The following is a 22,005-nucleotide window of genomic DNA, read 5'->3' as shown; positions in this document are numbered from 1 at the left end:
GATTTGTACCGCTGGGTCCGCCGCCGACCACGCAAAGTAGGATGGAAACCGACAACGTCAGGTGTCACCGTTCGGTGGCCAGTTCGTTTTTTCTCAAAGCCATAGGTCGAATTTCACACAGATTTCAAGACCCTACTCATCGCCGCCCTACGACCACCGCCCCGGCCTCGCCGCCGATGCGACCCGAGACGACGGAGTGATTTTTGCTCGCCATTCTTCTTGCGCACACCGCAGCCGCGCTGCTTGCGCCGCTTCTCGTCCGGTGGTGGGGTCGCAGTGCGTTCTTCCCGCTCGCACTCGTTCCCCTGCTGAGTCTGATCTGGGTGTTCAGCAACTGGAACACAGAGCAGAAGCTGAGCATCGAGTGGGTTCCCGGCCTGTCCATGAACATCGATATGCGCTTCGACTCACTCGCCGCCATCATGTCGTTGCTGGTGCTGGGCATAGGCGCGTTGATTCTGCTGTACTGCGCCCGCTACTTCGAGGACGACGAGCCACGGCTCGGCCTGTTCGCCGCCGAGATGGTCGCATTCTCCGGGGCCATGTTCGGCCTGATCACCAGCGACAACATGCTGGTGCTCTACATCTTCTGGGAAATCACCACCGTCCTGTCGTTCCTGCTCGTCGGTCACTACGCCGAACGGGCGTCGAGCAGGCGCGCGGCCACCCAGGCTCTGCTCGTCACCACCGCAGGCGGATTGGCGATGCTGGTCGGCATCATCGTCCTCGGCCAGGCCGCCGGGACGTACAACCTGTCCGAGGTCGTCACGAACGCCCCCGGCGGCTGGCTCCCCGGCGTGGCGATCGTGCTCATTCTGATCGGCGCACTGAGCAAATCGGCGATCGTGCCGATGCACTTCTGGCTCCCGGGTGCGATGGCCGCCCCCACACCGGTCAGTGGCTATCTACACGCGGCGGCCATGGTGAAGGCCGGCATCTACCTGGTGGCTCGCCTCGCACCGGGTTTCGCCGACTCGGGCCCGTGGCGCGCGACCATCATCAGCTTGGGACTGCTGTCGATGATCCTGGCCGGGTGGCGAGCACTCCGAGCCTTCGACCTCAAGCTCATCCTGGCGTTCGGCACCGTCAGCCAGCTCGGCTTCCTGATGGTGTTGGTCGGCATCGGCTCCGAAAAAGCCATGCTGGCGGGCCTGACGATGGTGATCGCGCACGCGATGTTCAAGGCAACGCTGTTCATGGTCGTGGGCATCGTCGATCACACCACTGGTACGCGCGACATCCGCAGGCTCGCTCACCTGGGCAAGAAGGCACCGTGGCTCGCCGCCGTCGCAGCGCTCGCCGCCGCCAGCATGGCTGGCTTACCGCCGATGATCGGTTTCGTCGGCAAGGAAACAGCCCTGTCCGCGGTGATCAGCACTCCGACGCTGAATCCCACGGTCGCCGCCGTCGTCGTCGCCGGGTTGGTCATCGGGTCGATCCTCACGGTCACCTACAGCATCCGATTCGTGTGGGGCGCGTTCGGCCGCAAGCAGCTCAAACGACCGAGCCCATCGGTGAAGAACATGCACGCACCGTCCGCACTGTTCCTGGCCGCGCCGGCATTTCTGGCCGTCCTCGGTGTGGTCGCCGGCTTCGCCTCATCGGTCGTCGACCGCATCGTCAGCCCCTACGCACGCACCCTGCCGTCGTACGGTCAGGAGCCGTACCACCTGGCGCTCTGGCACGGGTTCAACCTGCCGCTGGCGTTGACCGTCGTCGTCGTCACCGGCGGCGTCGGACTGTTCGTCGCACATCGCGTGGTCAACCGACTCAAGTTCGAGCACCCACCGCTCGGTAACGCCGACCGCATCTACGACAACGTCCTCAAGTTCATGGACACCCTGTCCATCCGGCTCACCGGCACCACCCAGCGCGGTTCACTTCCCCTCACCCAGGGCACCATCTTGCTGACCCTGGTTCTCCTGCCGATCATCGTGTTGATCGTCGGGCAGGAACCGGGTCTGGACTACACCCTGTGGAACACCCCGCTGCAGCTGGTCATCGGAGTGATCATGATCGCCGGCGGCCTCGGCGCAACCGTCATGCGCAACCGCCTGGCCAGCGTCATCCTCGTCGGACTCACCGGCTACGGCTGTGGCGTCATCTTCGCCATCCACGGTGCTCCCGACCTCGCCCTGACTCAGTTCCTCGTCGAAACCCTGACCCTGGTGGTCTTCGTGCTGGTGCTGCGCAAACTACCGGCCGAGGTCGACGACCGGGGCTCGGCCGGATCTCGCGGACCGCGTGCCGCGCTCGCCGTCGCCGTCGGTGCCACCGTCAGTGTGCTCGGCGCATTCGCGATGAACGCGCGCAGCGCAGCTCCGGTATCCCTGCAGTTCCCCGAGGCCGCCTACGAGCTGGGCGACGGGAAGAACATCGTCAACGTGATCCTCGTCGACATCCGTGCCTGGGACACCCTCGGTGAAATCTGTGTCCTGCTCGTGGCCGCAACGGGCGTGGCCAGCCTGGTCTTCCGCAACCGGCGGTTCGGCAGCGCTCCGCGGGTGTCCGACGCCCCCGCATCGAGCTCGGATGCGAACGACACGGCGGAGACGACGTGGCTCCTCGGCGGCGATCTGATCGATCCACGACACCGTTCGTTGATTCTCGAGGTCACCACGCGGTTGATCTTCCCGACGATCATGGTGCTCTCGATCTACTTCTTCTTCTCCGGCCACAACGCCCCCGGCGGCGGTTTCGCCGGTGGTCTGACGGCCGGCTTGGCGTTGGTACTGCGGTATCTCGCCGGTGGCCGCTACGAGCTCGGCGAGGCGGTGCCGATCGACGCCGGAAAGATCCTCGGGCTCGGGTTGATCTTCGCGGCCGGCACGGCGGTGGCGTCGATGTTCCTCGGCGCACCGGCGCTGTCCTCGGCGACGCTCGAAGTGACGCTGCCGATTCTCGGTGACATCAAGCTCGTCACCGCATTGTTCTTCGACCTCGGTGTGTATCTCATCGTGGTCGGGTTGGTACTCGACGTGCTGCGCAGTCTCGGCGCACGTCTCGACGCACAGGTGGAAATGCAGAGCCAAGGCCGAGTGAGCGCCCCATGACCGCTGATCTCGGCATGCTCGTCATCGTCGGCGTGCTCGTCGCCGCCGGTGTCTACCTGCTTCTCGAACGAAGCATCACCAAGATGCTGCTCGGCCTGTTGCTGTTCGGAAACGGCGTCAATCTGCTGTTGCTCACCGTCGGTGGGCCGGCCGGTACGCCGCCCATCGTGGGCCGGGACAATTCCCTGGGCCAGGGCATGGCGGATCCGTTGGCGCAGGCGATGATCCTGACCGCGATCGTCATCACCATGGGTATCGCGGCCTTCGTGCTCGCACTCGCCTACCGATCGTTCACGCTCAACACCAAGGACGACATCGAGAACGACCCCGAGGACACCAAGGTCTCGCTGCGCAGGTCGATGGCCGAGGCACCCGACCGCGACCGCTCCGACGACCCGGTGACGGGCGAACCGAGCTTCGGCGGCGATGCCTTCGACTCGAAGGGCAACCCGATTCCGATCGAGCAGATCAAGAATCTGGAAGACCTCGAGTGCTACGAGGATCTGCACGACGGCGACTTCGACAACGACGACGACAACCCCCAGCTCCGCGGGCTCGACGGGCTCGATACGGCCGAGAAGGACGACAGCCGCCCCGAGGACCGCAGCACCGACGACACGAAGGGAGACGACAAGTGACGATCTCCCCGGGCGTGATCGACGCCCTGACGCCCCTGCCCGTGCTCATTCCGATGCTCGCCGCAGCTCTGACACTGGTGCTGGGCCGCAAACCGCGGGCTCAACGATTCATCACCATCGTCGCGCTGACCGCCGTGGTCGCGATCTCGTCGATGATGCTCTACCTCGCCGATCGCGACGGCACCAGCGCGCTTCAGGTCGGCGGTTGGGATTCACCGCTCGGCATTTCGCTTGTGGTGGACCGACTTTCGGCGATGATGCTTGTCGTCTCCTCGGTCGTGTTACTTGCGGTCATGGTGTACTCGATCGGTCAGGGTATCCGCGACGGCAGTGAGAATCAGCCGGTCTCGATCTTCCTGCCGACGTATCTCGCGTTGACCGCAGGTGTGTGCAACGCGTTCCTGGCCGGCGACCTGTTCAATCTGTTCGTCGGCTTCGAGGTCCTGCTGGCGGCCTCGTTCGTGCTCCTCACTCTGGGTGCGAGTGCCGACCGCGTGCGTGCAGGCGTGTCGTACGTGATGGTGTCGATGGTGTCGTCGCTGATCTTCCTGATCGGTATCGCGCTGGTCTACGGCGCCACCGGAACGCTGAACCTGGCCCATATCGCGGTGCGGATGGACGACATCCCGTCGGGCACGAGAACCGCGATCTTCGCCGTGCTGCTGGTTGCGTTCGGCATCAAGGCCGCGGTGTTCCCGCTGTCGACGTGGCTTCCCGACTCCTACCCCACCGCACCGGCCCCGGTCACCGCGGTGTTCGCCGGTTTGCTCACCAAAGTCGGTGTGTACGCGATCATTCGCGCACATACTCTACTGTTCCCGGACGGCTCACTCGACAACGTGCTGATGGTCTGCGGTCTGCTGACGATGCTCGTCGGCATCCTCGGCTCCATCGCGCAGAGCGACATCAAACGACTGCTCTCGTTCACCCTCGTCAGCCACATCGGCTACATGATCTTCGGTGTCGCGCTGTCGACTCAATCGGGATTGTCCGGCTCCATCTACTACGTCGCGCACCACATTCTGGTGCAGACGACGCTGTTCCTCGTCGTCGGCCTGATCGAGCGTCAGGCCGGTTCGTCGTCGCTGCGGCGGCTCGGCGGCTTGGCCGCGGCCAGCCCCGTGCTGGCAATCGTCTTCCTGGTGCCGGCCCTCAATCTCGGTGGCATTCCACCGTTCTCGGGCTTCATCGGCAAGGTGGCACTGCTGCAGGCCGGTAGCGAACAGGGCAGCGTACTGGCCTGGCTGCTCGTGGCCGGCGGCACCGTCACCAGCCTGCTGACGCTGTACGTGGTGGCGCGCGTGTGGACCAAGGCGTTCTGGCGCGCTCGCGCCGACGCCCCCGAGGGCGATCTGGCGGACAACAGCCCGTCCGCTCTGCTCGACGACTCGTCGGACATTCAGTTCGGTGACCGCGAGGACGTCGGCAAGATGCCGGCGTTCATGTTGATCCCGACGATCGGGCTCGTCGTCGTCGGTCTGGCGATGACGGTGTTCGCCGGCCGCATCATCGACATCAGCGACCGCGCCGCAGCGGACCTCCGCGATCGCTCGGTGTATATCGACGCGGTGCGCGGTGCGGAATTCGTCGGCGATCAGGCTTACGAGCAGGCTCGCGCAGACGAGGAGGGCACCCGATGAAGATGAAGATGGACCGCTCGATTCTGCTGCGTCTGTGGACCCTTGCCTGGTTGACGGCCATCTGGGTTCTGTTGTGGGGCAATGTTTCTGCCGCAAACATTCTCGGCGGTATCGCGGTGGGACTACTCATCATGGTGCTGCTGCCGTTGCCGCGGGTTCCGGTCGAGGGCCGCATCCACGTGTTCTCGCTCGTCAAACTCGCCGTCGTATTCCTCTACTACGCAATCGAATCCAGCGTCAGTGTCGCCTGGTTGGCGATCAGGCCCAAGGCCCCGCCGGTCACCGGAGTGCTGCGCTGCCGCATCGCGATCAAGTCCGATCTGGTGCTCACGCTGTTCGTCGATGCGATGAACCTGGTGCCCGGCACGATGGTGCTCGAGATCGATCGAACCCGACGCCTGTTGTACGTGCACGTGCTGGACATGGGTACCCAGAAGGCAGTCGACGGCTTCTACGCCTACGTCCGGCATCTGGAGAAGCTGTTCATCGCCGGCTTCGAGCGTGATTCCGACTGGAAGCCCAGCCCCCTGCACTACCAGGAGTACGAGCGGTACCACGGGGTGCTCGGTGACGACCCCGTCGAGGCCGATTCGGACGCTCCTCGGGACGACAAGAAGACCGACGACAAGAGGAAGGGGGACTGGTCGTGACCGTTGTTCTCGCAATAGCCGGCGTCCTCCTGATTGCCGCCGCGATCCTCACCGCGTTCCGACTGCTCGACGGCCCCAGCACGCTCGACCGACTCGTCGCCATGGACACGATTCTTGCCGTCTCCATGTGTGGCCTCGCCGTCTGGGCCGTCTACAGCCGCGACACCACGCTGGTACCGGCCATCGTCGCGCTGTCGCTGGTCAGCTTCGTCGGGTCGGTCAGCATCGCACGATTCCGGGTGAGGGACGAATGAGCACTGTTGCGCAGGTCATTGCCTCTATTTTCATTCTGTTGGGAGCGCTACTGGCGTTCACCGCAGCCGTCGGCATCGTGCGCTTCCCCGATACTCTCTCGCGGATGCACGCGGCTACCAAGCCGCAGGTGGTGGGTCTGATCATGGTGCTGATCGGGGCCATCATCAGCCTGCGCGGAAACGTGGACATCTGGATGCTGTTGCTGGTGGGCATCTTCACCTTGGTGACCGCTCCGGTCATCGCGCATACCGTCGGTCGCGTGGCCTACCGAGAGCAGCGGGGTCGCGACGGCCTGTTGATCGTCAACGAGATGGAACCGGACGAGCCCGATCGGTAGCTCTCGGCGAGTCGGCGAAGAACACCGCGTGGAAGCCGAACGCCATGGCTGCCAGCACCCCGAGAACGAGGGGCCCGAACACCTGAGGGTGCGACGCGAATGCGGCAGCCAGGTAGCGGTAGCTCACCAATAGTGCAGCCATCGCGGCGCAACCGTAGGCCACCAATGTAATTCGAGCCCTGTCCCAGCCGCGCTCGGGATCACGGAGAACGGATTCGAGGGTCAGGCACAGCACTGCACCGGCGACAAGATCGACGCCGTAGTGGTAGCCGAATCCGAGAGTGGCGGCGAGCGTGCCGAGCAACCACAGGGTGCCGCCGGCCCGCAGCCACCACGGGCCGCGTCGGGAATGGATGAAGATGCTCAGCGCCCATGCCGTGTGCAGGCTCGGCATACAGTTTCGCGGAGTCTCCGAGTCGAACGGGATCTCGCCGAGCGCGCCCGAGATGGGCAACACCTGCGACGGCCACGAATCGAACGCGAACATCGGCCCCACCACCGGGAACAGTAGATAGAACACCGGTCCGACGAGCCCGATCAGCAGGAACGTCCGGAACAGGAAGTGCCTCGGCCAGGCGGCCCCCGCGGCAACTCCGCGCAGCTGGTACAGCGCAACGATGATCGCCGCGACGGGTAACTGGATGTAGATCCAGTGCAGCGTTCCCTCGGCGACCGGGCCGAGGCGCTCCAGGATGTTGCCGAATACCCAGGACGGATTCCCCAGTGCACGATCGGCGGCGTAGGCGTATTCGTCGAGAACGTACGGCCGGGCGATGGTGGTGATATGCAACCAGGCGTCGCCCGCCTTGGTCGCGAGCAACAGCAGTGCTCCGAGAGCAACACCGCGCATCGCCCGTGTCTCACCCCGCCGGGCGACTAGAACCCCCAGTCCGACCAACACGAGGGACGGGCCGTTGCCGACCGTCAGGGGGGCGTCGAACACGAAGCGGAGACCGAGCACCGCAGCATCGATCAGCGCGGCCAGGGCCAGGGTTCGCAGGCGAAGACCGTTGTCGAGACCGACGGTGGCCAGGATCAGGGCCGCCCACGGCAGCGACATCGACTTCGGCGTGCCGAACAGGTCGTTCCAGACGCTCGGCAACGGTCCGGGGAAATTCCAGACCGTCGCGACGATCTGCAGCAGCACCAAGAACGCGGCAACGAGGACAGCGCCGATGATCAGGGGACGAACAGAGTTCTCACGTGTCGAATCGACCTCGACGCTCCCGACGTCCCCCTGCAGCACGCCGTTGATCGTAAACGGTGAGTGAACACAAAGTTAAATACAAACGGTCACAATTGGAGCTCGGTGACCAACGACTCCACGACCGCTCGCAGATCACCGCCGGACTGCGCAGCCACCGCACGCTGGCGTTGGTACGACGCCCCGAGCCGGGGAATGTCGGCCACCGCGGCCAACTCGTCGACGCAGTTCAACCGCTTTGCCGTTGGAGTCAACTTTTCGAGCAGGTCGTGCAAATCGTCGGTGACCAGCCGCTCGTTGCTGCTCGAGTCCAGAATGATCTCGGCGTCGAGGCCGTACCGGGCCGCTCGCCACTTGTTCTCCTGCACGTGCCACGGCGGGATGGACGGCAGTGTCTCCCCCGCTTCGAGCCGCTCGTCGAGGTGGACGATGAGGCAGTGTGTCAACGCGACGAGGGCAGCCAGCTCCCGCTTGCTCGACGCCCCGTCGCACACGCGGACCTCGATGGTTCCCCACTTCGGGGCCGGCCTGATGTCCCAGTGCATGCCGCCCAGTTGCTCGATGACGCCCGTTTTGAGCTGATCGCGAACGAACCCCTCGAACTGCGACCAGTCCTCGAACTGGAACGGCAACCCGGCGGTCGGCAGTTGCTGGAACATCAGCGCACGGTTGCTGGCGTATCCGGTGTCGTTTCCGGCCCAGATCGGCGAGGAGGCGGATAGCGCCAACAGGTGTGGGTACTGCAGGAGTAGCGAGTTGAGAATGGGAAAGACCTTGTGGGGCGACGAGACTCCCACGTGCACGTGCACTCCCCAGATGAGCATCTGGCGACCCCACCACTGGGTGCGCGCAATCAGCTCGTCGTAGCTCGGCGAGCTGGTGAGCTGCTGGGTCGACCATTCGGCGAACGGGTGCGTGCCCGCCGAGAACAGATCGATTCCCAGTGGATCAGCGGCGCGGCGCACCAGATCCAGCGAGCCGCCGAGGTCGTCCATGGCCTCCCCGACGTTCTCGCACACCCCGGTGACGAGTTCGACGGTGTTGCGCAGCAGTTCCTTCGTCACCCGCGGGGTGTCCCCGGCGAGATCGTGTACGCCGTCCATGACCGCTTCGGCGGAGTTGACCAAGTCTCGCGTGTTCTTGTCGACCAGTGCGATCTCCCACTCGACGCCGAGCGTCGGGCGAGGTGAACTCGCGAAGTCGATCCGGGGTGCGCTCAAACTACTGCAGTACCGCGCACGCAGCCCGAGCACCGGCGTCGCCGGTCATCAGGGTCGTCATGTCCGGTACCGCGGCACCGTCGGGGAGTGTGTACCGCGGCGGAATGTTCGCGAAGTTGTCGGCACCCTCGTGCACGATCACCGAGGTTCCCGCACCGCCAGCGCGCAGGTCGTCCAGCGTGATCGTGTCCGTGGTGGTGACGAGTCGGCCGGTGCCGTCCTCGCCAACCTGAAGAGACGACAGGTCGCCACTGGAGGGGTGCTCGGTACGGCCGTCGACCTGCAGGTGTCCGCCCGAGGACAGGAAGGCACCCGGTTCGCCGCCGGTGGGTGCCACGGAGTTCGGCTCGCAGACGCCGACGGTGTGGACGTGGAAGCCGTGGAATCCGGGAGTCATGTTCTCGACCTCGGCGGTGACGGTGAGCTTCTCACCCTCGGCCGCGAACATCACCGTGCCCACCTCGGCACCGGACGCGTTGCGGAGGGTGCCCTCGATGGTCTCCTCGGAGCCCGACTCGGACTCGGCCCGGCCGTCGCCTGCCGTAGCGGCCGCCGACGGATCGGACTCACCGGTCCAGACCGGCGGAACGGTGCCAGGGGTATCGGACGCGACCTCGCCGTTGCTGCAGGCAGAAAGGCCGAGCGCTGCGATCGCGAGGACCGGCACCGCATATCGCAACGATCGGGTCGCAGCAGTGCGTCGCTTGAACATGTCCATCGGAAATCGCTCCTCTTTCAGGCAGTTTCGCCGGGCTCGAAAATAATAACGTGCCGCCCGATTCGACCGAACCGGGCACGTCGTCGACGTGCTGAACTCTCGGGTCTCCCAGAACTACTGGGTGACGATGACGACGACACCGACCGTGGATTCGAGCGAGGTCGGCTTGGGCTCGGCCGGAACACCGAGTTCCGAGGCGATCGACTGCGCAGCCTGTTCCTCACCAGCAGCGGTCCCGTAGTACACCGCGGTCTGGGCGAACTGGGCCTCGCTGAAGTTGCCTGTCTCGGCAACGTTCCATCCCCCGGCGGTCAGCGTGCTCGCTGTGCCGGCCGCGAGGCCGGAGACGTTCGAGTTGTTGAGCACCCGCACTTCGACATCACCGGAGGTGCCAGAGGTGGTGGGGGCTGCGGAGCTGGTCGACGCATCAGCTGCCGGAACCTGCGCTGCTGGGGCCTGCGTCGTCGGTGCGACCGCGGCCGGTGTGCTTGTCGTCTCGGCGGCGGCGGGCTCAGCAGCCGCCTCGTCGGAATCGGAACCGGTGAGCGAGAGTGCACCGATCGCCGCGAACAGGATCGCAAGCGAAATCAACACCATGGCCAGAGCGCGGAGTGGTGGCCCGGTCTGTTCCGGGTTGGGGCTGCTCACGTACTCGACCCTAGCCGACCGTCGACGTCGACTCGGAACACGCCGCTGGTCGGCCCTGCTCAGACGTCGAAACCGAGCCGACGGGCTGCACGAGCCTTCTGCCTACTCGCCCGCAGGCGGCGCAGACGCTTGACCAGCATCGGATCCGCGGCGAGCGATTCCGGCCGATCGACCAATGCGTTCAAAATCTGGTAGTAGCGGGTGGCCGACATGGAGAAGAGTTCCTTGATGGCCTCTTCCTTCGCTCCGGCGTACTTCCACCACTGCCGCTCGAAGGACAGGATGTCGTGCTCTCGTCGACTCAGGCCGTCTGCACCGACTTCGTTCGGATCCTGCGAGCCGTCCGAACTTCCCGGTTGCTGAGCCTGGTTCGAGTCACGCGCTGCTGCGCCGTCCATCCCACTCCTCGACTTCTCGACTCCCTGGGCCTGTGCCATCACCGACTCGTGAGACCACAGACCCTGGGGAAATCTGCTTCCCCCGGTACTGCCGGCACCCGTACGCGCACCGACCGAATTACACAGTTGTGTTTCGGGAATCATTCAACCACGCTCGACGCCCGGGGAACGGCTCCCGCGAGGTACCGGCGCGTGGCGTGTTCGGCGAACACCGGCAGCGAACCCGACCACATGCGCCACCTACAACTCTGGGTCATTCCGCAGGCTCCACCTACAACTCTGGGTCATTCCGCAGGCTCCACTCCCCACCGCTGGGTCATTCCGCAGGCTCCACTCCCGGTATCCTTGTCGACCATGGCAATTCTTCCCATCCGGATCGTCGGCGATCCGGTGCTCCACACCGCAACCGCTCCGGTCACCGAGTCACCCGACGAGCTGGCCGAGTTGATCGCCGACATGTACGAGACCCTGGCCGCCGCGAACGGCGTCGGTCTCGCAGCGAATCAGGTGGGCGTCGGCAAACGTCTGTTCATCTACGACTGCCCCGACCAAGGCGCGGACGGCAAGGTTTTCCGTCGTCGCGGAGAGGTCGTCAACCCCGTCCTCGAGACGTCCGAGATTCCCGAGACCATGCCCGATCCCGACGACGACGACGAGGGCTGCCTGTCGGTTCCCGGCGAGCAGCACCCCACCGGCCGCGCCGACTGGGCTCGGGTGACCGGAACCGATGCGAAGGGCGATCCCGTCGACATCGAGGGCCGAGGCTTCTTCGCCCGGATGCTCCAACACGAGGTAGGCCATCTCGACGGTTTTCTGTACACCGACGTACTCATCGGACGACACGCACGGGCAGCCAAGAAGGCCATCAAGCGCGCCGGCTGGGGCGTGCCGGGGCTGAGCTGGACGCCCGGCACCGTCGACGATCCGTTCGGGCACGACGACGAAGACGAAGACTGATCGCCCCGATGATCTTCGACCAGTGAGCATTCCTGTCGGTACCCGGGTGATGCTCCGGTATCGGCTGCCGCCCGGGCACACTCACCCGATGACGGACGTGATCGGCGAACTGGTCACGCTCGACGCCGCTGCCGTCTCGGTGCGCGGCCGGGACGGATCGTTGGTACAGGTGGCCACCGAGCGCATCGTGGCCTTGAAACCCCTGGGTCCGAGGCCCATTCGGACGTCGGAGATCAGGGCTCTCGAAGCTGCCGCCGCGGACGGATGGCCGGGCGCCGAGCGAGAATGGATCGACGGGTGGCAGCTGCGCTTCGGTCACGGCTTCACCGGTCGCGCCAATTCGGCGGCACCCCTCGAACCCGGGGCGTCGACGACGCCCGAGACGCTGGCGAGAATCTGCGAGCTGTACACCGCACGGGGATTGACGCCGACACTGTCGCTTCCCGATCGGCTGGGCACCGCTCCGGCCGGATGGACGTCGTACAACGAAACCGCCGTCATGGCCGCGGACATTTCGAATCTCGTTCTGCGCGAGGGCGACTCGGCCATCACCGTCACTTCGGAGCCGACCACCGACTGGCTGACGTCACTGCACTACCAGGGTCGCGCAGCACCTCACGGCGCTGCAGAAGTGGCGTCGGCGATCCACGAGGGCACCCTCGGGTTCGGCACGCTCGGAGCAGGTGCAGTCGGATCAGGCGCGATCGCAGTCGGACGAGCGGCGGTCACCACCGCCCCGGACGGTCGTCACTGGGTGGGACTGACCTCCCTCTGGGTCTCCCCCGAACATCGCCGCAACGGACTCGGCACCTTGATGTGCGGCGAACTGGTGCGGTGGGGACGCGAGCACGGCGCAACCCACGCGTACCTGCAGGTGGCCGTCGACAACACCGTCGCGCTCGCCCTGTACCGAGACCTGGGCTTCGTCGACCATCACCACTATCGCTACGCGCGACCGGATTCACACTGAGGCGATCGGTCGGACACCGTGTCGGCAGCGTTCTATAGGGTTCCTTCCCGTGCGCTTGGCTACTTGGAACGTGAACTCCGTCCGCTCTCGTCAGGATCGAATCGTCGATTGGTTGCAGCGATCCGATGTCGATGTACTCGCGATGCAGGAAACGAAGTGCAAGGACGCACAGTTTCCGTATGAGCGGTTCACCGATATCGGATACGAGGTGGCCCACGTCGGACTGAGTCAGTGGAACGGCGTCGCCATCGCGTCCCGAGTCGGTCTCGACGACGTGCAGATCGGGTTCGAGGATCAGCCCGGGTTCAGCAAGGATCCCGAGATCGACCCCGCGCAGGAAGCCCGCGCCATCGGAGCCACGTGTGACGGTGTGCGCGTCTGGAGCCTCTACGTGCCGAACGGCCGCGAGCTCGCCGACCCGCACTACACCTACAAACTCGAATGGCTCGCCGCCCTGAAGGCCGACGCTCAGGCGTGGGTTGCGGCCCATCCGGAGGCCCAGATCGCGCTCGTGGGCGACTGGAACATCGCGCCCACCGACGACGACGTCTGGGATCCTGCGCTGTTCGAGGGCAAGACCCACACCTCCCAGGCCGAGCGTGATGCATTTGCCGCATTCGCCGACGCCGGATTCACCGAGGTGACGCGGCAGTTCACTCCCGAGCCCAGAACGTATACCTACTGGGATTACACGCAGCTGCGGTTTCCCAAGAAGCAGGGCCTACGCATCGACATGGCGCTGACCTCGCCTGCGCTCTCGGCCCGGATCACCGGTGCCTCGATCGACCGCGAGGAACGCAAGGGCAAGGGAGCCAGCGATCACGCTCCGGTGATCGTCGAGATCGGCTGAGCAGACCGGACCGAACCGCCTGCCACCGCTCGCGCGGCGATGATCGCCCCTACGGCGATCAGTAATCCGTGGGCGATCCGCAGGGCCGGCGGGGCGTAGAACTGCGGGAGAAACAGGATGAATCCGGCGGCCAACACCATCGCGTAGCGGTTCCGTAGAGCGAAGATCACCAGCCCGACAGCACTCGAGACGAGCCCGAGGCCGAACATCACGGACTGCACAGGCGAGTAGCGGATCGGATCGGCAAGATCGATCAGGTCCGGGTTGGAGTTCGCTACGGCGTCGACACCCAGAGCATGCAGGGCGAACGTCTCTGCGCCGTAGTACGGCAGAACCAGCCCGACGCCGATCCAGGTGGTCACGACCGCAAGATCGGACCGTCGACCGGTGTAGAGCACGGCCAGGCCGAGTGCAATGAAGCCGAGCATCGCGAAGGTGTGGGCCGGCACCCAGCTCGAGGATGCGAAGGCGTCCGCTCCTGCGCTCCCAACCTCGTCCGAGTAGGGCCGCAATGCGGGGTAGAGGGCGAACATGAGGCCGATGAAGAGGTACAGAGCTGCACGCATCGGGAGTACCAACCTTTCGAGAGCGGCGCTCTCTACAGGAAGCAGTATTCACCCATGGTGCACTCCAGGCAAGAGCAGTGCTCTCTACACGGCGATCAGGTCCAGAAATTCCTCGTGCTGCGCCAGATACCGTTGGACGTACGTGCAGATCGGGACGATGCGCCACTGACGATCACGCGCGGTGTTGAGCGAGGCGCGCACCAGCACGCCGGCCCACCCACGATCGCCGAACTCCTCCTTGACGACGGTGTGCATGAGCGCCACGACGCAGCCTTCGCCCACGTCTCCGTCACCGAAACGGTAGCCGAGAATGCCGACGAGCTCGTCGTCGACGAATAGATCGAATCTGTTGTGATCGACGTCGTCCTCGATGCGGACGACGGGTCGCTCGACAGGCGTCGCTGGGGTCGAGCGACGAGAAATGATGTGACTCATGTCACTTATGAGACCAGTGTTGCTCGTGTGGCGCGAGGCGAGTGTCTGGATCGTCGCCGAGTCGAGTCTCTACTGTGACCAGCCCTGAGGTAACAGGTGAAACCGGGTGACGCAGTGGTCAGAGGGCGACGAGCATGTCGTTGTATTCCGGGTTCGCGGCGGCGAATCGCTGCACGTAGGTGCAGACCGGCCTGACCTTCCAACCGTAGGAACGAGCGCTGTCGAGCGCGCGACGTACCAGGATTCCGGCCAGTCCCTGATGACCGAAGTCCTCGGTGACGACGGTGTGCATGAAGGACACGACGTGCGTACGCGTGGCGCGGGTGCCGTTTCCCTCCACCTCGAAGAATCCGACGATCCCGACGAGATCGCCGTTCAATCGAAGCTCGAACCGGTTCTGATCTTTGTTGATCGAGACATCAGCGCTAGGAGAACTCGCAAGCATGGGACGCCTCCTTCGCTGTGTATGAGGTGGTGAACGAATGAATCCGATGTGACGTGCACCACTATTAAACATGCGTGCGGTGGCTCTGTCACCTTTTCTACCAACAAACCTTCGGATGCGTAGGTTTGTCCGTCCATCCCGACTCGAATGCTGGTATCGGTCATAAGCTGCCCTGTTCGACGTTGTGATACAACAACATTCGAAGTCCGGTCGCATTTTCACCGGATATTCACAGGTTCGGATTCGGCCGCCGAGACGGTCGTCACCGCCCCGCCGGTACTGTCGTCTCTCGTGAAGTTCCTACCGCTCACGCCCAACGGCGAGACTCCCGTCCGCGCGCTGACGATCGCCGGAACCGACTCCGGCGGTGGCGCCGGAATCCAGGCGGACAGCCGCACGATGGCCATGTTGGGCGTCCATGCGTGTGTTGCCGTCGCGGCGGTGACGGTCCAGAACACCGTCGGAGTGACCGGCTTTCACGAGATCCCGCCCGAGATCGTCGCGGCGCAGGTTCGCTCGGTGGTCTCGGACATCGGCGTCGGCGCAGCGAAGACCGGCATGCTCGCGTCGACCGCCATCATCGAGGCGGTCACGGCCGTGTGCACCGAGGTGGGCATCGGCCGCGACCGGCCCGTTCCCCTGGTCGTCGACCCGGTGTGTGCGTCCATGCACGGCGATCCACTGCTGCATGCGGAAGCGCTCGACGCCATCCGCCACACCCTGTTTCCCATCGCGTCGCTGGTGACCCCCAATCTCGACGAGGTCCGGTTGATCACCGGCATCGACGTGATCGACGACGCGTCCGCCCACCGCGCCGCGGAGGCACTGCACGGCCTGGGTGCGCAATGGGCGCTGGTCAAGGGCGGTCATCTGCGCACGTCCACCCACAGCACCGACCTGCTGTTCGACGGCGACACATTCCTCGAATTCACCAGTGAACGCATCGACACCGGCAACGATCACGGCGGCGGCGATACCCTCGCTGCGTCGATCGCATCGGCGCTCGCACACGGATACTCGATGCCCGACGCGGTGGCGTTCGGCAAGCAGTGGGTCACCCGATGCCTGGCCGCGTCCTACGACCTGGGCGCGGGCCACGGCCCGGTGTCACCGCTGTGGCGACTCCACGAGCCGGAGGATACGTAGATCGTCGGGAGCGCCCTTGATCTTCGGAGCGAAGAAGCTGCGGCGATAGGGCTTGGCGACCACGTGTAGGGCGTCGAGCACCTCCGGCGGGACCGCCGCGAGAGCCGCTGCGGAGATCATGACGTTGCCGTTTCCACCGGTCTGCATCACGCGGGCGGCGACGGTGACGTCGACGCCGAGCCAGTCCGACCCCACCTGACGCGGGCTGCCGGTGTGGATACCGACCCGCATGGTCGGGGTGTATCCGTCGACATTCACGCTGCTGAGAGCACTGCGGGCCGCGAACACGGCCTCGACGGCTTTGTCCGCATCGGAGAACACGGCCATGATCCCGTCGCCCAGTCTTTTCACGACGTGGCCGCCGCGGAATGCGACCTCGGGTTCGACGGCTTTGGAGACCTTGCGAAGCAAAGTCAGGGTGGCGGTATCGCCGGCACGAAGCGACCACGACGAAAATCCGACGAGGTCGGTGAACACGATCGTGACGTCCGCTTCGCCGCGGCCGCGGCCGGCCCGCTCGAGGATCGCCTGCCATACCTGCAGCGCACCGAGGCCGACTTCACGGGAGGCACCCGGCTCGTCGTCGAGTCCGTTGGCGGCCAGAAACCGGTCTGCAACGCGGGCGACGGCCAGAGCCCGTCCAGGGCCGTCGATCGACATCGGATCGCCGAACGTGGGGTCGCCAGGTAGTGCGCGACGCACACGCCGAACCGCCCCGACCACCGTGGGCGCTCGGTTGGTGGTGCGGACCCACTGCACCACCGAGGAGACGACTGCGTTCACAGCATCGAGCGTAACCCACGGTTACACATACTTGACCTCACCCTTCGGCGCGTGCGGCCTCGCGCGCAGCACCGACCGGCACTCCGTTGGGACCCTCCACCGACTGCGCGTAGACGCCGATTCCGTAGGCGACGGCAGCACCGTTCTTCGCCAGTGCGGCGCGGTCGACGTTCGCCAGGGTGTCCTGATCGGTGTGGTAATTCTCGTCGAAGGTCTGGTCTGCGGTGCCGCCCCACTTCTCGGCCTGCTCGGCGGTCTTGTTCTCGTCCGCACCGCTGAACACGCCGCCCGCCGGAATGCCGACCTCGATGAACGGGCCGTAATCGGATCGGCCGTCGAAGTCGGTGCCGTCGACGGCGACACCGTCGGCGGCCAGTCGCTCCACGAAGGTGCGCTCGATGGCGTCGGATCCGGTCGGTCCCGCGGGCTCGCCGACCTTGTCGGAGTCGTCGCCGTCGTACGCGAGGTAGCCGGCGTTGTGCGAGCCGATCATGTCGAAGTTCAAGTACAGGGCGATGTTTCGCTTGTCGTCGTCGGACAGGCCCTCGACGTACTTGGTGGAGCCGACGAGCCCGTCCTCTTCGGCACCCCAGAATGCGAAGCGGACCGCGTTGGTCACTTCGGGTGCACTACCCATCTGCAGGGCCGTTTCGAGCACCGCCGATGTGCCGGTGCCGTTGTCGTTGATGCCAGGGCCCTCGGGCACGCTGTCGAGGTGAGCACCCGCCATCACTACGTTCTCGGTCGAGCCGGTGGTGGTCTGGGCGACGATGTTTCGGCTCGTCGTCGTGTCGGTCGTCGTGACGAGCGTCAACGTGACCTCGGGTGCCGCGAGGACAGCTGCGCCGTCCTCCTGGCTGACGCCGCCGGTCGGAATCTTCGCGGTCTCGGGATCGCCGAGTGTCCCCGAATCCAGCGGTCCCGGTTCGTTGTTGACGATGATCGCGGCGGCCGCACCCAATTCGGCGGCGACGGTCTGCTTCGCACCGAACGGGCAGACGCCACGTGGCACGACGGCGACGGCACCAGCCAGGTCGAGACCCGCGTAATCCGTTGCCTCGCATCCATCCGCACCGGCGGGGGCCCCGACGACGCGTGCGGTGATTCCCTCGGCAGGCGTGGTCGGGGAATAGCTGAGCGCGAACACGGGGATCTCCGTGCCTGCGAGCGACAGGGTTTGGGTCGTCGCCTCGAAGGTCTCGAACTCGAACTCCGGCGTGGTGACGTCGAAACCGGCCGATTCCAGTTGTGAGACAACGTAATCGACACTCGCGTCGTATCCGGCGGTACCGGCGGCCCGGTTTCCGTCGTGCGCGGTGGCGATGTTCTCCAGTTCTTGGAGGTGCCCGACGAGAGCGTCCTCGGTGACCGCGGCCGACAGTCCCGGCCCGTCGGGTGTCGCGAAAACTCTGGCCGGTTCCTCGTCCGGGGTGGACGAGCAACCGGCCAGAATCAACACGGTGACGGCGCTACCTGCAAGCAAGGAAATCCGCATAGCGGACACCCTACCCAGACAAATCGCAGGGTGTCAGGCGTCCCGACGATTGACCACGAACACCGCCAAGCCGAAGATGACCGCGGTGAACACCACGAAGTAGATCAGGCTGCCGATCGGACCCCAATGGAAGTCGGTGCCCGCCGCGCCGCCCAGGAAATGGTCGGCGTTCTGGAACGGCAGGAACGGCTGAATCTTCTCGCCGACCTTCGGGATGACACCGACGAGGCTCTCGATCAGCAACGGCCACAACAGCAGGACGGCGATGGCACCGGCGGACTGCCGGATGAGCGCGCCCACCGCAACGGCGAGAACGATCTGCACGAAGGCCAGTACGGCAGTGCCGTAGATTACACGCCACGTGCCGTCGACATCGAAGCTCAGGAGCGCGCCCGCTTCTTCGCCCGCAATCGACTTCGCCAGGAAGAACGCGCCGAATGCCAGGATCAACGACAGCACTGCGCCGTAGACGCCGACGATCAGCGCCTTGGCACCGAGCACCGAGGCCCGGTTGGTGACCGCCTGAAATGTGGTTCGGATCAGGCCGAATCGGTATTCGCTGGTGACGGTGAGGGCCGCCAGGATCATCAGCACCATGATCCCGAGTCCGCCCACACCGCTGCCGACGACGTCGTATGCGGTGGTCGGCGGAAGCCCTTCCGGAGCATCCGGACCGATGGCTGTCTTTGCGGCCCAACCGAGGATGGCTCCGAACCCGAGGCCGAACACCACCACGATCGCACTGCACCACCACGGCGATTTGGTGGAGGTGAATTTGATTCTTTCTGCTGCCAAGACGCCCATCAGAGTGACCCGCCCATCGCTTGCTGAGTGTTCTTGTCTTCGGCTCCTGCGCCGTGATACTGCACTGTGTCTCCGGTGAGTTTCATGAATGCTTCCTCTAGCGAGCCTCGCTGAGAGGCCAACTCGTGCAGGGTGATTCCGGCACGCCCGGCTATATCGCCGATCGTGTCGGTCGTGGAGTTCAGCACCACGAGCGAGGGCTGAAGCTCATCGGCCTTGTCCGGCTCGCGCACGGTGAGACCAGCGGTCGTCAGTGCCTGTCGGAGACCGGCCAGCTGAGGGCTGCGCACGCGCACCGACGCCTCGGAGGCGTGGTCGATGAATTCCTGCACCGAGGAATCCGAGATCAGCTTGCCGCGTCCGATGACGATGAGGTGCTCGGCAGTCTGGGCCATCTCCGAGAGGAGGTGGCTCGAGACCAGCACCGTGCGACCCTCGGCTGCCAAACGCTGCATGAACTTTCGGATCCAGACGATGCCCTCGGGGTCGAGACCGTTGACCGGCTCGTCGAACAGCAACACCTTGGGATCGCCCAGCAGAGCGCCGGCGAGGCCGAGCCGCTGCGACATGCCGAGCGAGAAGCCGCCCGCATTCTTCTTCGCGACGTCGGACAGCCCAACCAGACGCAGCACCTCGTCCACTCGCGACTTGGGGATGCCGTTGGACGCAGCCATCCACTCGAGATGCGCGCGTGCCGAGCGATTGGGGTGCACCCACTTGGCGTCGAGCAGAGCGCCGACGGTACGCAGTGGCTGCTTCAGGTGGCTGTAACTCTTGCCCTCGATGGTCGCCGTGCCCGAGGTGGGTCGGTCGAGTCCGAGGATCATCCGCATGGTGGTCGACTTGCCTGCGCCGTTGGGGCCGAGGAAGCCGGTCACGATGCCGGGTTTGATGGTGAAGGTGAGGTTGTCGACCGCCGTCACCGCGCCGTATTGCTTGGTCAGTCCTGTCACTTCGATCATGGGGTCAACCTTCCCCGATCGAGAGCGTCCGCACATCGACCCACAGTCGCCTTTGCCATCATCCTTTCGGATGACACACACCCTGAGACAGTCTGCTGCATCGGTGACCGGGCGGACGCGGCCGCAGCCGAATCGGAGCAGCCGCAAACGCGCGCGCGTTCGTCAAGTGCGCGCGGATTCCGTTCTTTGCCAGGCTGATCGTGAGACAGTCGGCGTGAACGCGGGGAACGGACAACATGATGATCGATGTCGCAATAGGACGTACTGCCACGGGTGCACGATCGTTCCCCCTCNCGTTCTTTGCCAGGCTGATCGTGAGACAGTCGGCGTGAACGCGGGGAACGGACAACATGATGATCGATGTCGCAATAGGACGTACTGCCACGGGTGCACGATCGTTCCCCCTCGGCTTCCGGGTCGAGTTYCTCCGGCAGTGGGATCAGTGCCTCACCCGCGGCTCGAGGACCGCGTTGCTCCGCCAGTACAACCTGACGGGAAACACTGTGAAACGGTGGATCGATGCACGGGAGAACGGCGAATGGACCGCATCGATGGTTACTGTCTCGGACGCATCGAAGAATGCGATGACCAATCGGGAACGAGCTGAACTCGCACGACTACGCCGCGAGAACGAACAGCTCAAGAAGAAAGTCGAACAAAGCGAGGCAGTCCAGGAAATCCTGGGAAAAGCATACGAGCTCTTGGAAGGGATGAACACGAGCTCGCAGAACGACAACAACGACATCCCCGTGTCTTTGATGAGCGCGACGGAATACGCCGACTGGCTACGCCGCAACAAGCTGTCCTGATCACCTCCGTCCACGACGCCGCAGTTGCCGGTATGTCCGTGGTGGCCGCGTGCGAAATCGTCGGTCTCGCCCGATCCACCTACTACCGTTTCACCCGCAACTACWACAAYTACTGCCCGGTCGATGAACCCGTTCCACAGATCGAACGGACACAACCTGCGGCGTTGACGCCAGTCGAGCGAGCCCAGATTCTCAGCGTTCTGAACTCGGATGACTACACCAATCTCTCTGTAGTGCAGGCATATTGGCGAGCTTTCGATGCCGGAACTATTGCCTGTTCGCAACGCACGTTCTACCGCGTCGCCTCCTCCTGCCAACTCGTMGGAGACAGGCGACGCCGCAAATACASAGGCGGGTCCACCTCTCGCCGAACACCGATCGTGCACGCCGACAGAGTCGGTGAACTGTGGTCCTGGGACATCACCGAACTACGCGGGCCACGCACCCAGGACCGTTACAAGCTCTATCTCGTCATCGATGTCTTCTCCCGCTACCCGGTGGCCTGGCGCATCGAATACCACGAAGACCGAACCCTCGCCGTGAACATGTTCGCCGACGCCATCGCCGAACACGGAACACCCGGCACACTGCACGCAGATAACGGATCAGTGATGCGTAGCCACGACCTGATCGACATGCTCGACAAGCATGAAGTCGTACCGTCCTACTCGCGACCGCGGGTCAGTGACGACAATCCGTTTTCGGAATCGTTGTTCAAAACCATCAAATATGACCTCGAATGCCCACCCAACTTCGACAGCATCGACCACGCCAGAGAGTGGACTGAACAATTCCTGCACCGATACGCCACCGAGCACCGACACAGCGGCCTCGGTCGCCACACCCCACACGATGTTCATTACGGCGCGGCCGCCGCACGCCAAGCTAGCCGCCAACACCATCTCGACACGTACTGGAGGGCCCACCCCGAACGATTCCGGGCCCAACCCACCGCACCATCGTTACCAACACCGACCGGAATCAACATCCACCTGTCTCAGACAGGTTGACAACTACCGAAT

The 22,005-nt window shown here is 64.7% G+C and carries 24 protein-coding genes; 12 read left to right on the top strand and 12 right to left on the bottom strand.

What is annotated here, in order from left to right:
- Nucleotides 1–203: 203 nt before the first annotated feature.
- Genes ASG84_RS00125 through mnhG form a run of 6 tightly spaced genes read left to right on the top strand, consistent with a single transcriptional unit; the run spans nt 204 to nt 6,573 of the window.
- Nucleotides 204–3,053, top strand: a complete 2,850-nt coding sequence (locus tag ASG84_RS00125; protein WP_057475046.1) for a Na+/H+ antiporter subunit A — start codon at nt 204–206, stop codon at nt 3,051–3,053.
- Nucleotides 3,050–3,691 carry a Na(+)/H(+) antiporter subunit C gene (locus ASG84_RS00120; RefSeq protein ID WP_057475045.1) on the top strand — a complete coding sequence of 214 codons (642 nt, stop codon included), beginning with the start codon at nt 3,050–3,052 and terminating at the stop codon, nt 3,689–3,691. The genes ASG84_RS00125 and ASG84_RS00120 overlap by 4 nt, the downstream gene beginning before the upstream one ends.
- The gene (locus ASG84_RS00115) at nt 3,688–5,331 is read left to right on the top strand and encodes a Na+/H+ antiporter subunit D (RefSeq protein ID WP_057475044.1); all 1,644 of its coding nucleotides are present in this window, start codon (nt 3,688–3,690) and stop codon (nt 5,329–5,331) included. The genes ASG84_RS00120 and ASG84_RS00115 overlap by 4 nt, the downstream gene beginning before the upstream one ends.
- 8 nt (nt 5,332–5,339) lie before the next feature.
- Nucleotides 5,340–5,981, top strand: a complete 642-nt coding sequence (locus ASG84_RS00110) for a Na+/H+ antiporter subunit E (protein ID WP_371832580.1) — start codon at nt 5,340–5,342, stop codon at nt 5,979–5,981.
- Nucleotides 5,978–6,235 carry a monovalent cation/H+ antiporter complex subunit F gene (locus ASG84_RS00105; protein ID WP_032401073.1) on the top strand — a complete coding sequence of 86 codons (258 nt, stop codon included), beginning with the start codon at nt 5,978–5,980 and terminating at the stop codon, nt 6,233–6,235. The genes ASG84_RS00110 and ASG84_RS00105 overlap by 4 nt, the downstream gene beginning before the upstream one ends.
- Complete coding sequence (gene mnhG, locus ASG84_RS00100) at nt 6,232–6,573, top strand: monovalent cation/H(+) antiporter subunit G (protein ID WP_057475043.1); 342 nt, start codon at nt 6,232–6,234, stop codon at nt 6,571–6,573. Before ASG84_RS00105 ends, mnhG begins: the two co-directional genes overlap by 4 nt.
- Here the strand turns inward: mnhG and ASG84_RS00095 are convergent.
- The 5 genes from ASG84_RS00095 to ASG84_RS00075 all read right to left on the bottom strand — a co-directional run bounded on the left by ASG84_RS00095 (nt 6,539) and on the right by ASG84_RS00075 (nt 10,761).
- Nucleotides 6,539–7,756 carry a phosphatase PAP2 family protein gene (locus ASG84_RS00095; RefSeq protein ID WP_235581497.1) on the bottom strand — a complete coding sequence of 406 codons (1,218 nt, stop codon included), beginning with the start codon at nt 7,754–7,756 and terminating at the stop codon, nt 6,539–6,541. The two genes, mnhG and ASG84_RS00095, sit on opposite strands and share 35 nt — an antisense overlap.
- A gap of 110 nt (nt 7,757–7,866) precedes the next feature.
- Entirely contained in the window at nt 7,867–8,997 is a 1,131-nt protein-coding gene (locus tag ASG84_RS00090) for a glutamate--cysteine ligase (protein ID WP_235581467.1), read from the bottom strand.
- A gap of 1 nt (nt 8,998) precedes the next feature.
- Nucleotides 8,999–9,715 carry a superoxide dismutase[Cu-Zn] gene (sodC, locus tag ASG84_RS00085; RefSeq protein WP_057475041.1) on the bottom strand — a complete coding sequence of 239 codons (717 nt, stop codon included), beginning with the start codon at nt 9,713–9,715 and terminating at the stop codon, nt 8,999–9,001.
- Nucleotides 9,716–9,829: 114 nt separating this feature from the next.
- Complete coding sequence (locus tag ASG84_RS00080; RefSeq protein WP_235581466.1) at nt 9,830–10,363, bottom strand: LytR C-terminal domain-containing protein; 534 nt, start codon at nt 10,361–10,363, stop codon at nt 9,830–9,832.
- Between the two features lie 59 nt (nt 10,364–10,422).
- Nucleotides 10,423–10,761, bottom strand: a complete 339-nt coding sequence (locus ASG84_RS00075) for a DUF3263 domain-containing protein (RefSeq protein ID WP_032380761.1) — start codon at nt 10,759–10,761, stop codon at nt 10,423–10,425.
- 354 nt (nt 10,762–11,115) lie between these two features.
- Between ASG84_RS00075 and ASG84_RS00070 the strand changes: the two genes are divergently transcribed.
- The 3 genes from ASG84_RS00070 to ASG84_RS00060 are packed head-to-tail and all read left to right on the top strand — an operon-like array spanning nt 11,116 to nt 13,538.
- The gene (locus tag ASG84_RS00070) at nt 11,116–11,718 is read left to right on the top strand and encodes a peptide deformylase (RefSeq protein WP_057475040.1); all 603 of its coding nucleotides are present in this window, start codon (nt 11,116–11,118) and stop codon (nt 11,716–11,718) included.
- A gap of 22 nt (nt 11,719–11,740) precedes the next feature.
- Nucleotides 11,741–12,688 carry an N-acetylglutamate synthase, CG3035 family gene (locus ASG84_RS00065; protein ID WP_442970882.1) on the top strand — a complete coding sequence of 316 codons (948 nt, stop codon included), beginning with the start codon at nt 11,741–11,743 and terminating at the stop codon, nt 12,686–12,688.
- A gap of 49 nt (nt 12,689–12,737) precedes the next feature.
- On the top strand, nt 12,738–13,538 hold the full coding sequence (locus ASG84_RS00060; RefSeq protein ID WP_057475039.1) for an exodeoxyribonuclease III: 801 nt from the start codon (nt 12,738–12,740) through the stop codon (nt 13,536–13,538).
- On the opposite strand, the gene ASG84_RS00055 is transcribed toward ASG84_RS00060, so the two are convergent.
- The 3 genes from ASG84_RS00055 to ASG84_RS00045 form a co-directional block, all read right to left on the bottom strand.
- Nucleotides 13,508–14,104 carry a hypothetical protein gene (locus ASG84_RS00055; protein ID WP_057475038.1) on the bottom strand — a complete coding sequence of 199 codons (597 nt, stop codon included), beginning with the start codon at nt 14,102–14,104 and terminating at the stop codon, nt 13,508–13,510. The genes ASG84_RS00060 and ASG84_RS00055 overlap by 31 nt on opposite strands.
- 84 nt (nt 14,105–14,188) lie before the next feature.
- Entirely contained in the window at nt 14,189–14,539 is a 351-nt protein-coding gene (locus tag ASG84_RS00050) for a GNAT family N-acetyltransferase (protein WP_057475037.1), read from the bottom strand.
- A gap of 118 nt (nt 14,540–14,657) precedes the next feature.
- Nucleotides 14,658–14,984 (bottom strand): GNAT family N-acetyltransferase, encoded by a 327-nt coding sequence (locus ASG84_RS00045; protein ID WP_032380255.1) that lies wholly within the window; start codon nt 14,982–14,984, stop codon nt 14,658–14,660.
- A gap of 291 nt (nt 14,985–15,275) precedes the next feature.
- Between ASG84_RS00045 and thiD the strand changes: the two genes are divergently transcribed.
- The gene (thiD, locus tag ASG84_RS00040) at nt 15,276–16,130 is read left to right on the top strand and encodes a bifunctional hydroxymethylpyrimidine kinase/phosphomethylpyrimidine kinase (RefSeq protein ID WP_057475036.1); all 855 of its coding nucleotides are present in this window, start codon (nt 15,276–15,278) and stop codon (nt 16,128–16,130) included.
- Here thiD and ASG84_RS00035 read toward each other — a convergent pair.
- From ASG84_RS00035 to ASG84_RS00020, 4 genes are read right to left on the bottom strand one after another with little or no spacing between them, the layout of a single operon-like run.
- Entirely contained in the window at nt 16,092–16,913 is an 822-nt protein-coding gene (locus ASG84_RS00035; protein ID WP_057475035.1) for an adenylate/guanylate cyclase domain-containing protein, read from the bottom strand. The genes thiD and ASG84_RS00035 overlap by 39 nt on opposite strands.
- Before the next feature lie 37 nt (nt 16,914–16,950).
- Nucleotides 16,951–18,408, bottom strand: a complete 1,458-nt coding sequence (locus ASG84_RS00030) for a M28 family peptidase (protein ID WP_057475034.1) — start codon at nt 18,406–18,408, stop codon at nt 16,951–16,953.
- 33 nt (nt 18,409–18,441) lie between these two features.
- Entirely contained in the window at nt 18,442–19,212 is a 771-nt protein-coding gene (locus tag ASG84_RS00025) for an ABC transporter permease (protein ID WP_057475033.1), read from the bottom strand.
- A complete protein-coding gene (locus ASG84_RS00020; RefSeq protein WP_057475032.1) occupies nt 19,212–20,174 on the bottom strand; it encodes an ABC transporter ATP-binding protein in 963 nt (320 codons plus the stop codon). The genes ASG84_RS00025 and ASG84_RS00020 overlap by 1 nt, the downstream gene beginning before the upstream one ends.
- 350 nt (nt 20,175–20,524) lie before the next feature.
- On the opposite strand from ASG84_RS00020, the gene ASG84_RS00010 reads away from it, so the two are divergent.
- Together ASG84_RS00010 and ASG84_RS00005 are read left to right on the top strand one after the other, a co-directional pair.
- Nucleotides 20,525–20,983, top strand: coding sequence for a hypothetical protein (locus ASG84_RS00010; RefSeq protein ID WP_057475030.1), 459 nt, complete (start codon nt 20,525–20,527; stop codon nt 20,981–20,983).
- Nucleotides 20,866–21,993: an IS3 family transposase gene (locus ASG84_RS00005; RefSeq protein WP_235581496.1), complete on the top strand. Its 1,128-nt coding sequence runs from the start codon at nt 20,866–20,868 to the stop codon at nt 21,991–21,993. The genes ASG84_RS00010 and ASG84_RS00005 overlap by 118 nt, the downstream gene beginning before the upstream one ends.
- Nucleotides 21,994–22,005: the final 12 nt, after the last annotated feature.

It is taken from the genome of Rhodococcus sp. Leaf278, assembly GCF_001426085.1.
In the GTDB taxonomy this organism is placed as follows: Bacteria; Actinomycetota; Actinomycetes; order Mycobacteriales; family Mycobacteriaceae; genus Rhodococcoides.
This window is presented reverse-complemented; position numbering and strand designations above follow the sequence as displayed.

Bases quoted from the DNA above. Each gene is read 5' to 3' on its own strand.
- ASG84_RS00120 (WP_057475045.1), top strand. From the start codon at position 3,050: ATGACCGCTGATCTCGGCATGCTCGTCATCGTCGGCGTGCTCGTCGCC.
- ASG84_RS00020 (WP_057475032.1), bottom strand. From the start codon at position 20,174: ATGATCGAAGTGACAGGACTGACCAAGCAATACGGCGCGGTGACGGCG.
- ASG84_RS00110 (WP_371832580.1), top strand. From the start codon at position 5,340: ATGGACCGCTCGATTCTGCTGCGTCTGTGGACCCTTGCCTGGTTGACG.
- ASG84_RS00045 (WP_032380255.1), bottom strand. From the start codon at position 14,984: ATGCTTGCGAGTTCTCCTAGCGCTGATGTCTCGATCAACAAAGATCAG.
- ASG84_RS00055 (WP_057475038.1), bottom strand. From the start codon at position 14,104: ATGCGTGCAGCTCTGTACCTCTTCATCGGCCTCATGTTCGCCCTCTAC.
- ASG84_RS00025 (WP_057475033.1), bottom strand. From the start codon at position 19,212: ATGGGCGTCTTGGCAGCAGAAAGAATCAAATTCACCTCCACCAAATCG.
- ASG84_RS00030 (WP_057475034.1), bottom strand. From the start codon at position 18,408: ATGCGGATTTCCTTGCTTGCAGGTAGCGCCGTCACCGTGTTGATTCTG.
- ASG84_RS00070 (WP_057475040.1), top strand. From the start codon at position 11,116: ATGGCAATTCTTCCCATCCGGATCGTCGGCGATCCGGTGCTCCACACC.
- ASG84_RS00075 (WP_032380761.1), bottom strand. From the start codon at position 10,761: ATGGACGGCGCAGCAGCGCGTGACTCGAACCAGGCTCAGCAACCGGGA.
- sodC (WP_057475041.1), bottom strand. From the start codon at position 9,715: ATGGACATGTTCAAGCGACGCACTGCTGCGACCCGATCGTTGCGATAT.
- mnhG (WP_057475043.1), top strand. From the start codon at position 6,232: ATGAGCACTGTTGCGCAGGTCATTGCCTCTATTTTCATTCTGTTGGGA.
- ASG84_RS00050 (WP_057475037.1), bottom strand. From the start codon at position 14,539: ATGAGTCACATCATTTCTCGTCGCTCGACCCCAGCGACGCCTGTCGAG.